The following is an 11,440-nucleotide window of genomic DNA, read 5'->3' on the forward strand; positions in this document are numbered from 1 at the left end:
AAATTGCACTATAACGTCGTTAAAAATTTTTTATTTAGAACAACTAGATACAAAAATTTTTGCCTAGTTCTAGCGTAATTTTCTTAACGTTAAATAGACCCCATATATAAGCAGATTGGTATTAAGCGTTCTGCTCAGCCTAATTTAGCGAGTGCGTATCAGCTAGAAAATTATTTATAAATTAACGAACTAACTTGTTTGCATCTACACTTGTAACATGCTTATTTTTTTGGGTAATAACATGAAGCGATGGTATGTATTTATTAGTATATTATTGGTGAGTATCACGTATATTTCTTTATCTGCTTATGCAAAATCCAGCCAGACATTTAGTGCGGGGGTTATTGCTCAAGAGCAAATTTTTCCAATTAAAGAGTTACAACTTGGTTACTATGCTCGCTGTATTTTAGTTTCCGCACAAAAAGAAGATGCTTTTTATTCGGCTTGTTATTTAAAAAAACAGCCTCAATCCAATTGGCTTGCTGAATCGGCGGGTGCGCGTTGCGAAATAAAGTGCACAACGCATCTCGACAAAAATGGTCACTCACAAACGACATACTTTACAGCTCAATAATACTAATCTTATTTAAAGTATGCTTATTTCAAGCGCTAAATAGCACACTAATTTAAGGCAATTTGTATAAGTCGCTCCAATGTTTTTTTATTGGTTTAGAGCTTTCGTTTATTTGCCGATTAGTTAAAGTGCTACATGCGCTCTGTGATTGTTGTATGTGTGGGCCTGAGAGTAATAAAAAATACTTTTTACCATTAGGGCGTGTTGAACTTTGTGGATTGAAATTTGTTCAATCTAGGGGCGATTTAATCGCGGCGCGAGGTTTGTAACCTAGTGGGCTAAGTAAAAACCGAGTAACAAAGAGTTAATCGTCCCTAGAATGAACCCAAAGGGCAGCGCATGTTTGGCATTTATGCTGCGTTATCGCCTATTTATGGGGAATACCACACTACATAGGCTCTGCCTTGCCTAAAAACCAAACAGTCTGCTGCAAAATCAATCACGAAAGGTCAACACGCCCTAATATTTCTGTTGATAGTGAACAATGGAAAATCAGCTTTTATCAATTGAGGTTTTATTGCTTTTTTAGAGGTGTACGCGGCGTATTGGCAAAAATAAAGCCCTTGCGTGTCCTTTTTTGCTCTCCCCATGCGCCTATCAGTTGCCAATCAGTGGATGCATATCGTCTAGCATCGACCATAAAACTGCCATGTAATGCAGGCGTTGAGTAGACATGGTTAATTGTTTTTTGCGCGTCTTGGGTGTTTGCATAAGGGCCTGTCACCAAATAGTAACTGTCTCGGCTTTGATGTTTATATAATTTTAAAGGATGCGCTTGCCAGTCAATCTCTTTTGCTACTATTGCTGCCGATTCAAACTTTTTAAATACACCAAGCTGAACAAAGTAAGATTTTTCTGATGGCTTATCAGCTAACTCTATTGAGTTTATTGTATTGTTTTTAGGTTGTAGAACGATATCTTTTAAAATAATAGTATCACCCGTTTTCGAGGTAATAACGCGCTCGGGTAAGTTTTTAGCAACGAGATTTTTTATATTTAATGTATTTGCTTCAACTTCAATTTTGTAACTTCCTTGGCTTACATCAGAAAAATAATAATATCCGTCGTATTCGGTAGTTGTTGTGTATTCTTTGTCGCCATTGATCTGCTTTAAAAAAACGGTTACGCCTGAAACAGGTTTGCTTTTATCATTATTTGCAAAATAAACAGTCCCTTCTACTTCATTAAAAATAACCATTGGTACATCAACTTTAGTCTGACCCCCTCGGTGAGCGTAGGTTTTTATTTTTCCAAGTACAGGCTGCAAATATGGATTTGGTAAAGTGCGTAAATCGACCTCTAAAACTTGCCCGCCGTGACTGCTTGGCAGTAGTGCTTTGCCTGTATTGTTTGTGAATTTATTTCGCCACAAATAATTACCGGTAAAGCGTACGTCTTCTAATGCCTCATCACCTTGATCAAATATTCGATTTTCGTTCCAGTCAATAAAAGCAGATGCTTCAAGCTGCCCGCCGCTAAGAGCTCGTGGGGTGTCAAATATCATATCTAACTCAAGATGATCAAAGCTAAATGTGCCGTTTAAACCTAATGACACGCGCCAGTCTCCACGACTATCGTATTGACCTGAAACTTGAACATTAAAAATGTCATAGCGGTAAGTATATTGATGGCTTAATTGCGTGGTCGCTGATGAGTTAGGGTTATACGACAACTGGGTTTGATTGAAGGAATCTTGTGTTTGCGGCCAACGTAAATTACTACGCAGACTAATTAGATCTCCCCCATTTATAGGCAGCCAATCAAGTGTATTTATCCATTTCCAAGAAGCAATATCGATAGATGAATAAAGCTGATTGGTTAGCTTATCTTCTTGGTCATCATAAAAAAGGCGTCCAGCCCATGTGCCACCAATGTGATTTTTATTGATACCAAATGAAAATGTATTTTTGTTTGATTTACTTTCACGGGTTTCGTTAAGCCATTTCATATTCCAATTTAAAGAGTCAAACGAATCAGAACGGCCATTTAAACTAACCGACAATCTATTTTTAAGTGCATTACTTTGTGGCAAAAACAATGCACTCGAAAAATCATCTAAGGCGGTATATTCTAAATTGACGTTGACGTCGTTATAAAAATCGCTAGAGAATAACCCCCTGAAGCCCGCATAATAAGCATTGCCAGCATTAAGCTGTTTGGTAGATAAGAGTCGATAGCTGCCATGCTCGGTAAGTATATTTAACCCAGATGATATATAGCGAGTGTGCTCATCAGTACCTAGTTGAGTGATTTGCGCATCATAGGTTAAATTTTCACTGATCCCATATGAAACACTGGCTTTAAACGTGTCACTAAATTTATTTTGAGTGCTTTGCTTGTTATTAAATACGCTTTTATCTGTTTCAAGTAACTCAACTTGGTAGCTTATTTTTCCTGGTGCTAGAGCATCTTGCCCTATTGTATATTTTTGAGTGCGTGTGATTTGCTCACCTTGTGGGCCAAAGAGCTTTATTTCAAAAATATTATTGCCGTAAAATGTTTCTATATCGATAAACTTAACTAAGTTATCGTCATTTGCTTGTGTGGTCGCTAAAAATTGCCCATTGCGGTATAGCTCAGCTTGCCAGCCGGGTAAAGCGGGTTCTTCAATGGTGATTGATGAAAAATTTTGTGCTGAGCGTGGATCGGCATTTGAGATATAAATGCCCCGACCTTGGCTTGAAGCTGTTGTGAGTTGATCTGATTGAGATTGAATATCACCTAATTGGTAATGAATGCGTGCTAATGAATGATCTTCATCGGTTAAGCTAAAGTCTTTGCTAATTTTAAAAAACGTATTATCGCTGTTTTCATTTTTATTAAACCGAACCTCTGCTCGATGGTGAAATAAATCAAAATAGCTGTTGAGCCTAATTAAACCCTTATAACGTGCTTGCTTAGATGTGGCACTTGATGAAACCGTGTACTCAGAAATTGGGTATGTTAGTAAACGGTATTGATCTTCAATAAAGTGATCATATTGCGGGGCTATAGCCTGCTTATGTGTGACTGTTGTGCTTTTTTTATCATTTGTGGTGCTTAATAAATCACTCATAAAGGTGACTTGCATGAGCGAATAATCAAATATTGAGTCGGTTTGTAAAAGCGTATTAATAACGGATAAGTCTACGTAGTAGTCGTAATCATCTTTAGCCCAAAAAGATGCTGTTGGTGTTACGGATTGTTTTGTTAGCAAAGTTGAACTTAGCGTTAGCTCAGTTGCATCAACTGTTGCAGTAAAGCTATCTTCGGTGATGCTAAAATTAATGCCCATCGTTGATTTTAGAACACTGATTGGTAGTAACAGCTTATTTGATGGCGTGTAGTAAGCTTCTAAGTCGGATACAACTGAACGGCCATTTACTTTTACATTTACGATCACGAATGCCTCTTCATCAATAGGCCATTGATGAAGAGGCATTTGCTCATTAGCGAATAATGGTTGAGGCATAACAACACAGAGCAACAAACTAATTAAAGCGCTATAACGCAAGGCGTTTAGCTTAAACACGTCCTATTGAATATTAACGGGTATGGCTAACTCAATATTGCCACCATATTGGGGGTTTTCTGTGTATTTAAGTGTCAGCGGGCCGACAACAGGCTGTTGCAACGATATATAGACTTTACGACGCGATAAAGGCGTATAAACAGCTACGTTTGTTACTTCTCCGACAGGTAAGTTATTGCTATCTGTCAGTTCAAAGTTGCCATATAGCGAACGATTACCTGTTAGTGTTTGCCAAAACATAATGGTCGGTCGACCATTTTGGCTAATTAGCTGTGGGTTTATTAATTGTGAGTCAGCTTCTAACTGACCATGGCGAACAATAACCGGTACGCTGTAAGAAATCTTAGGGCGTATAGTTATGCCTACGGCATTAGGATCGGGAGCTTCTGATGCAACTATTTTAAGTACTGCTCTGTATTCCCCTGCGGGTAATTCTGCTTTTTTCCGCACCGTCATCCTTATCGCTTGCATATCTTTTGGCGCAATAGAACCACGGCGTGGAGAAAATCGTAACATGCCAGCTGCAGATCGCCCTTCTACTTGCTTAGGCGTTGCATCGATTAGTGAGCCTTCTTCGGTCATATCTTTGTGCGTGAGACTAAGTTTAAAATCGAGATTTTTATCAGAAGTGTTTCTGATCATTAATGAATTATTTTTAGTGCGGCCATCAAAATATAAACGATATTCAGATAAAGAAAGGTTTGCACTGCAAATTTGAGGCAATAGGAGGGTTAGGCAAAACGTTGCCCAACGAAAAAATTTAAAACTCATGAGACAACTCAACAACATGATAAAAAAAATGTGGAGCGTTAGGCTCCACACAATTTATATTATTAATAACCGAGGGTTATAACAATATAATAAATAATATTACTGGAAAGATACATCAACCGTGTAATCTACAGCATAAAGGTCGCCCGCTGTAAGATCGGCTGCTACAGTCATATCACCATAAACACCAATTACGATGTCTGATGCGGTTGCATCAGTAGTAAATGCAGAGGCAACGGTATTTGCAGTTGTTACAGATGTAGTACCATCGGTGGCAGTCGTTACTGGAGCAAAAGTAAGGTTTGCACTTGTGCTACCAGATACAGTGATGTTCATTGCTGAATTTGGAGCCAAACCAGAAACAGTTACGCCACCCAATTGAATGTTTGCATCTGAAGCGTCACAATCGCCTGTTACTGCACCAGCGTTGTCCATTGTACAAGTTGAACCCGTTGCTAAACGAATCTTACCAAAATGAACAGCGTTATCTTCTACAAAAGTTGGTTCGCTCCAGCCATTTACACTTGCTTGTAATGTTTCGCTAGATGCTAATAAAGAAGTAGATGTCATTGCTAGTAAAGCAGTTGCTGCAAAAATTTTTTTATTCATAATTTATCCGTTATTTATATAATTATTATACTTACTACTACCTCCTTGTATTCCATATGCGGACTTAATTAGATAAGCGGCTGTAATCCATTAACGCTAACTTAACTTTAATGAATACAATATTCAATTTATTTGTTAACTAATTGTACTTATAAATTAGTTATTAATAGTAAAGTATTAACAAAAGAATGTAAAAATGTTTCGTATCTATTTATTGACTCTGTTTTACAGAGTAATTTAAAGTTAAAAAGGAGCTATTGCTTTAACATTCTCGTGAACACTAAATAATGAGCTGCAAAAAAGTATGCTTTGAATGAGGCACTTTGATTACTCAATATTATGCAGAGCAATGAAAACGCACCTGTACTCAGCTTTTATTTAACAGTTTGAAATGCCCTAAGGTGTAAGTATTGAGATCACTCTTTTACTAATTTCTGGCAACACCTCTTGGGCAAACCACGGATTCTTTTTAAGCCAAATATTGTTGCGCGGACTTGGATGGGGGAGTACTAAATAGCTTGGCCAATACTCACGCCACGATTTTACTAACTGCGTTAATGGCTGTTTTTTAGTATGGGGTAAATGGTATGCCTGAGCATGCCTGCCAAGTATTATTGTTAGTTCAATATTTGGCAGTTGAGCTAATAATTTTTTGCGCCATGCGGATGCGCATTCTTTACGGGGCGGTAAGTCCCCCGACCTTCCTTTCCCTGGGTAGCAAAAACCGATAGGTAAAATTGCAATATTGTTTTCATCATAAAATTCATTATTTGTGAGCCCGAGCCATTCTCGTAGGCGATTTCCGCTTGCGTCGTTAAACGGCAGCCCTGTTTCGTGAACTTTTATTCCTGGGGCTTGGCCTGCAATTAAAATACGTGCATTAGGGTTAAATTGTATTACAGGGCGAGCGCCTAAAGGCAAGTGAGACTCACAGATCACGCATTTACTAGCTTGTTCTAATAATTGGCGGGTATTCATGTTTATTTGGCCTTAAATGCTCAATATTTGTTCTAAATAGCCATTTAGAACAAATGAGTTGGTAAAAAATCGGTTTATTTTAATTTAAACGGGCATTAGTTAGTAAAATCGTGATCTTTAACCGCTACCTAGCTGTGGGCCTTTAAAAATCTATTGTTTATCAGCCCACACAGCAAATTCGTTGCCACTTGGCTCTGTAAAGTGAAAGCGGCAACCACCAGGAAACTCAAAAATGGGTTTTAAAATTTTACCTCCATGTAACTCTACTTTTTGATACGTGGCGTGAATGTCGTTACTATAAAAAACCAATAGTGCAGCGCCATTTTGAGTGAGCGATTTAAGCGGTGCGCTAAAAAATCCACCATCAAGCCCTTGGCCGCTAAACGCCGTATATTCAGGGCCGTAATCGGTAAATTGCCAATTAAATACACGGCTAAAAAAAGATTTAGTGGCTAATAAATCGCATGCAGGAAACTCAACATAATTTAGTTTTTCATTATTGTTCATCGTTATTAAAGCGCTTATAAATTAATGGTAAACCACCTTAAACCTTAGTGGGCTGCTAATCAAATACCCCCTTTATATTTGAGATCAGTATTTTACTAAGTTTGAATCGTGAAAGCTTAAATGCTGCAAATGAGAATAACTATCTTTTGTATTTATAAGCTATATAATAGCGCCTAAATTTTTACTCTCTGTATTTAAGGGACTAACTCATTATGCAGGCACAATCGCTTAGCGCGCAGTTTTCACAAATTTTCAAACGTTCTTCTAGCTTTAACTACCAGTTTTTAGTGCTATCACGCTTTTTTATTGCCATTGTAGGCGGCTATTTTTTTACAGCAGCGAGCACGTCTTTGTTAAGTTTTTTATTACCACTGACTAAATCGGATGCGGTGTTGCTATGTGTATCGTTAAGTATTTTGATTTATGCACTCGTTTTTATTTATGCATTTTATGTAAAATCTTTAAAAACAGTTTGGATCAGTATTTTACTAAGTACGGGTGCGCAAATTAGTTTATTAGTAGCATTAAAGGACTGGCTATGAAAGACAGCTTTTTTCGGTCAATGACTTGGCTGCATACGTGGGTAGGGTTACTGGTATGTTGGTTACTCTATTTAATATTTTTTTCTGGAACACTTAGCTTTTTTAGAGATGAGATAAGCTTATGGAATCAACCAGCTATTCATAATGTGCAAACTCAGGCACAACGTATTGAAGCGCAACAACAGCAAATAATTACAGGGTTTGATTACTTAGCTACTCAAGGGGCTAATTCACAAAGCTGGCGTATTACGCTTCCAGAGTCGCGTATTCCTTATCTAGTATATGGCTATGCAAAACCAAAAGAACCAGGCCAGCGCCGCAGTAAATTTGAAAACACCCAGTTAAACCCTAATACAATGCAAAAGCTTGAGCCATTTGTAGAGACCAAAGGTGGTAACTTTTTTTATCGTCTACATTTTGATTTACATTACATTGATGTAATAACCGCGCGATGGCTTGTGTGCTTTGCAAGCTTATTTATGCTAATTGCGATTATATCGGGTGTAGTTATTCATAAACGTATTTTTAAAGATATGTTTAGTTTTAGACGTAATAAAGGCAGCCGCACATGGCTGGATGCTCATAATTTAAGTTCTGTGCTTGCCCTGCCTTTTCATTTAATGATTACCTACACAGGTATGATTACACTTATATTTATGTTGTTCCCCTACCCTGCGCAAACGACGTATGATAACGGCATGCGCGATTTTTTTAATGATGTAACGCCTCGCAATACCATTACAGATAAAGCCAAAGGCGGATCGGCAATGGTACCAATACAGCGTATTTTGGATCAGGTTTATACTAAGTGGCCAAATGCTGATATTACCCGTGTACAAGTGAGCAATCCTAATATGGCGTCATCAACAATCACAGTATTGGTCAGTTCAGGTAAAACACTCCGAGATCAAGCCCCACGTTTAATATTTAGTGGGGCCTCGGGAGAGCTCGTTGCTAAAACTGATGATGACTTAACAGCCAGTAAAGCGCTTTACGAATCGTTAAACTCGCTTCATACCGGTCGTTTGGCTGATCCACTATTGCGTTGGCTCTATTTTTTAGGCGGTGTTGCTGGCTGCGTAATGATTGGCTCCGGTTGTATAATGTGGGCAAAGCGCATACGCGATCGTATGAAAGCCGATGCAAAACCGTCACTTGGTTTAAAGCTGGTTGAAGGATTAAACTTGGCTACATTAATGGGGTTACCATTGGCGACCTGCGCATTCTTTTTAGCTAACAGAATGCTAAACCCAGAAATTACAGCACGTGCAGATAAAGAAGTTCTCGCATTTTTCTTAACGTGGTTAGCTGTTGCTGTTATTGCGTTATTAAAGCGTGGTAAAGGTCAGTGGCAAATTATGGCGGTTATAAATGGTATAGCGTGTTTAAGCGTACCTGTTGTGAATGCGCTTACCACCAACGGCAATATAGTTAGTTATTTACTGCACAAACAGTGGGCTTTATTTACTTTTGATGCACTATTTTTACTATTTAGTATATTGTTTTTTATACAAACCGAAAAATTACGTACTCATAAACAACCTATAAAGCGAAGCAATCACATTGTAAATAAAAAGCGAAAGGATCAAAATATATGATTGATTTATTACTTTTTAGCCTTTGTTTGTTTGCTTTTAACTGTTTTGCATTGGCTAAATTCAATCATTTTAAAGATGTATTTAAAAAACGCCCCACTGAGTTACAGAGTAAAAAGCTGTTACTCATCGCTTGGATCAGTATTTTACTAAGTTTAGTGTTTTGTGTAGTAACGCAAGGAAGCTACGGGGCTTTGTTGTTTTGTGGATTCATGAGCTTGAGTGTATTGATTATAATGGTTTTTTATAATTTTTTTGTTGGTTTTTTGAAATACTTTAGTGTTTTCAACATGGCAGTTATTGCACTAAGTGGGCTATATATTGGCCTAAATTAGGCCGAGTAAGTAAAAGTCTGATCTGCAGCACATAAACCAAATTTCAAATAAAAAATGGCAAGTTATAAGCTTGCCAACAATAGAGGATATTCAGTGTTTCTAATACTTGCTGTCTCACGGCAAGTACACACAATATACCCATAATATATTTAAGTTACTTTACAGTTAGGTAACCTCTTTATTACTACTGTAAAGGGGCTTTACATTGTTTATTGCTCAACCCAAATTATTTCATCGGTAGCAAACCCTAGCTCTTTAGCTTTAGTTAAAAAGTGCTTTTTAAGTTCTTTGCTAACCGTTGGTGTACGCGACAAAAACCACAAGTAATCTTTGTTGTAACTGGTTATAAATGCATATTGATAATCGGGTTGATCAAGCTCAAAAATCACGTAAGCGCCATAAAATGGACCAAAAAACGAGACTTTAAAATGTCCAGTGTCAGTGCCCTTAACAAACTTGGCTAAGCCTTCAGCGTCATCCCATTTTTTATCATCCGTTAAATACCCTTTGTTAAGGACCTTTACTGTGCCGTCGTCGTTAATTGAATAAGTCGCGGTAACTTGCTCCATACCTTCTTCAAACGAGTGGTTAAGCCGCGCTATTTCAAACCATTTGCCTTTATATTTTTGTATATCAAAGTTTTTAACGGGTGTTATTCCCTCTGGAGGGCTGGTGCAGGCACTAAGAAAAAACAACCCTGTAATAAGTAAACCGTATTTAATAGCCTTCATGTAAGCTCCTTTTTTAATTACATAAATCGTACGTATTATCTAAATATAGATGAGTATAAAGTTTGCTAGCCGATTAAAAAAATTTGCTATAGGATCATATTAATTCTAAAGCAATAAAAGTGACCATAGCATGAAAATTTGGGTAGATGCAGACGCGTGTCCTGTTGTTATAAAAGAAATACTTTTTAGAGCTGCAGAGCGTATGAAAATCGAGACTATTTTAGTGGCTAATCACGCAATGCGTATTCCGCCGTCAAAATACATAAGCCGCGTTCAAGTATCGTCGGGGTTTGATGTAGCCGACGACGAAATAGTAAAACGTATTGAAAAAGGCGATTTAGTTATTACTGGCGATATTCCGCTAGCAAGTGAAGTAATTGATAACGGCGGGCAAGCACTCAACCCACGTGGGGAGCTTTATACCACCGAAAATATCCGCTCAATACTTAACGTACGCGACTTTATGGATACCATGCGCTCAAGTGGCGTAGAAATGAGTGGTGGGCCGCCGCCACTTAGCCAAACCGATCGCCAAAACTTTGCAAATAACCTCGACCGTATTTTAGCGCAAAACAAGGCTAACTAACTTGAATACCCAATTAGTTGGCTTAGGTGATACGCAATTTAGCGTGGCGGTATACGTAGCAAAAGCGCCGCCAATGCCGTTTTTTGAAACACTTGAATGCCTAGAACCGGTTATAAATGAGCAAATAAATACCATAAACCAGCACTGTGGTAATGGTTGGCGCAAAGTGTTTAACGTGTACGCAAAAGTGCTATTTGCCCTGCCAAGTGAGCATTACTCATTTGCCAAACGAGCATCTACTTGGCAACAATATCGCGATGAGTATTTACTACAAAAAAACAGTAAAACCGCCCTGCTATTTAGCGCGCCTGATATTAGCAAAGCCAGCAATAAAAATCAGCTACACATAATTGCCGGTCGTACGCACGCTAAAAACTTATTACAACAAGGTAAGTTACATGCACACTTTGATTGGCTTGACGATGAGTTTGCAATAGACACCAGTAACAACATTATTGTGTGCCCGTATTTTGATTACAGGCAACTAAGTAATATAAAAATAGCGAGATTAAGCGAGCTAGTCGCGCAGCTAAAAATGACTAAATAACCTGAACTCTGGATAATAAATCTATCTCAAGCAGCTATTTTCAGCGCTAACTGCGTTGAATTTACTTGCAATAGGCCAGCTATTGACGCGTAAATTCGCCTTGCTTTCACTGAAAATCTCTGGCTAGAGAAAATAAATTTAAATATCAAAATAA

12 protein-coding genes are annotated in these 11,440 nt (G+C 38.0%); 6 read left to right on the plus strand and 6 right to left on the minus strand.

What is annotated here, in order from left to right; all coding sequences use genetic code 11:
• The first annotated feature begins 241 nt into the window (after window positions 1-241).
• Window positions 242-574, plus strand: a complete 333-nt coding sequence (locus H5119_RS19215; RefSeq protein WP_182703377.1) for a hypothetical protein — start codon at window positions 242-244, stop codon at window positions 572-574.
• 514 nt (window positions 575-1,088) lie between these two features.
• Here the strand turns inward: H5119_RS19215 and H5119_RS19220 are convergent.
• From H5119_RS19220 to H5119_RS19240, 5 genes are all read right to left on the minus strand, one after another.
• Complete coding sequence (locus H5119_RS19220) at window positions 1,089-4,025, minus strand: SdrD B-like domain-containing protein (protein ID WP_259399046.1); 2,937 nt, start codon at window positions 4,023-4,025, stop codon at window positions 1,089-1,091.
• 63 nt (window positions 4,026-4,088) lie between these two features.
• Window positions 4,089-4,856, minus strand: coding sequence for a hypothetical protein (locus H5119_RS19225; protein WP_138584022.1), 768 nt, complete (start codon window positions 4,854-4,856; stop codon window positions 4,089-4,091).
• A 99-nt stretch (window positions 4,857-4,955) separates the two neighbouring features.
• Window positions 4,956-5,465, minus strand: coding sequence for a hypothetical protein (locus H5119_RS19230; RefSeq protein ID WP_182703378.1), 510 nt, complete (start codon window positions 5,463-5,465; stop codon window positions 4,956-4,958).
• A 396-nt stretch (window positions 5,466-5,861) separates the two neighbouring features.
• Complete coding sequence (locus H5119_RS19235) at window positions 5,862-6,443, minus strand: uracil-DNA glycosylase family protein (RefSeq protein ID WP_182703379.1); 582 nt, start codon at window positions 6,441-6,443, stop codon at window positions 5,862-5,864.
• A 150-nt stretch (window positions 6,444-6,593) separates the two neighbouring features.
• The gene (locus tag H5119_RS19240) at window positions 6,594-6,950 is read right to left on the minus strand and encodes a VOC family protein (protein ID WP_077535388.1); all 357 of its coding nucleotides are present in this window, start codon (window positions 6,948-6,950) and stop codon (window positions 6,594-6,596) included.
• Window positions 6,951-7,162: 212 nt separating this feature from the next.
• On the opposite strand from H5119_RS19240, the gene H5119_RS19245 reads away from it, so the two are divergent.
• The 3 genes from H5119_RS19245 to H5119_RS19255 are packed head-to-tail and all read left to right on the plus strand — an operon-like array spanning window position 7,163 to window position 9,422.
• Window positions 7,163-7,492, plus strand: a complete 330-nt coding sequence (locus tag H5119_RS19245) for a hypothetical protein (RefSeq protein ID WP_182703380.1) — start codon at window positions 7,163-7,165, stop codon at window positions 7,490-7,492.
• Window positions 7,489-9,090, plus strand: coding sequence for a PepSY domain-containing protein (locus H5119_RS19250; protein WP_182703381.1), 1,602 nt, complete (start codon window positions 7,489-7,491; stop codon window positions 9,088-9,090). Before H5119_RS19245 ends, H5119_RS19250 begins: the two co-directional genes overlap by 4 nt.
• Complete coding sequence (locus H5119_RS19255) at window positions 9,087-9,422, plus strand: DUF3325 domain-containing protein (RefSeq protein ID WP_182703382.1); 336 nt, start codon at window positions 9,087-9,089, stop codon at window positions 9,420-9,422. Before H5119_RS19250 ends, H5119_RS19255 begins: the two co-directional genes overlap by 4 nt.
• 209 nt (window positions 9,423-9,631) lie before the next feature.
• On the opposite strand, the gene H5119_RS19260 is transcribed toward H5119_RS19255, so the two are convergent.
• On the minus strand, window positions 9,632-10,153 hold the full coding sequence (locus tag H5119_RS19260) for a lipocalin family protein (protein WP_182703383.1): 522 nt from the start codon (window positions 10,151-10,153) through the stop codon (window positions 9,632-9,634).
• Window positions 10,154-10,283: 130 nt separating this feature from the next.
• Between H5119_RS19260 and H5119_RS19265 the strand changes: the two genes are divergently transcribed.
• Window positions 10,284-10,739 (plus strand): YaiI/YqxD family protein, encoded by a 456-nt coding sequence (locus H5119_RS19265; RefSeq protein WP_007376692.1) that lies wholly within the window; start codon window positions 10,284-10,286, stop codon window positions 10,737-10,739.
• 1 nt (window position 10,740) lies between these two features.
• Window positions 10,741-11,286 (plus strand): DUF6942 family protein, encoded by a 546-nt coding sequence (locus H5119_RS19270; protein WP_182703384.1) that lies wholly within the window; start codon window positions 10,741-10,743, stop codon window positions 11,284-11,286.
• Window positions 11,287-11,440: the final 154 nt, after the last annotated feature.

Source organism: Pseudoalteromonas sp. SG45-5 (genome assembly GCF_014164085.1).
Lineage (GTDB): Bacteria > Pseudomonadota > Gammaproteobacteria > Enterobacterales > Alteromonadaceae > Pseudoalteromonas > Pseudoalteromonas aliena.

Bases quoted from the DNA above. Each gene is read 5' to 3' on its own strand.
- H5119_RS19215 (WP_182703377.1), top strand. From the start codon at position 242: ATGAAGCGATGGTATGTATTTATTAGTATATTATTGGTGAGTATCACG.
- H5119_RS19220 (WP_259399046.1), bottom strand. From the start codon at position 4,025: ATGCCTCAACCATTATTCGCTAATGAGCAAATGCCTCTTCATCAATGG.
- H5119_RS19225 (WP_138584022.1), bottom strand. From the start codon at position 4,856: ATGAGTTTTAAATTTTTTCGTTGGGCAACGTTTTGCCTAACCCTCCTA.
- H5119_RS19230 (WP_182703378.1), bottom strand. From the start codon at position 5,465: ATGAATAAAAAAATTTTTGCAGCAACTGCTTTACTAGCAATGACATCT.
- H5119_RS19235 (WP_182703379.1), bottom strand. From the start codon at position 6,443: ATGAATACCCGCCAATTATTAGAACAAGCTAGTAAATGCGTGATCTGT.
- H5119_RS19240 (WP_077535388.1), bottom strand. From the start codon at position 6,950: ATGAACAATAATGAAAAACTAAATTATGTTGAGTTTCCTGCATGCGAT.
- H5119_RS19245 (WP_182703380.1), top strand. From the start codon at position 7,163: ATGCAGGCACAATCGCTTAGCGCGCAGTTTTCACAAATTTTCAAACGT.
- H5119_RS19250 (WP_182703381.1), top strand. From the start codon at position 7,489: ATGAAAGACAGCTTTTTTCGGTCAATGACTTGGCTGCATACGTGGGTA.
- H5119_RS19255 (WP_182703382.1), top strand. From the start codon at position 9,087: ATGATTGATTTATTACTTTTTAGCCTTTGTTTGTTTGCTTTTAACTGT.
- H5119_RS19260 (WP_182703383.1), bottom strand. From the start codon at position 10,153: ATGAAGGCTATTAAATACGGTTTACTTATTACAGGGTTGTTTTTTCTT.
- H5119_RS19265 (WP_007376692.1), top strand. From the start codon at position 10,284: ATGAAAATTTGGGTAGATGCAGACGCGTGTCCTGTTGTTATAAAAGAA.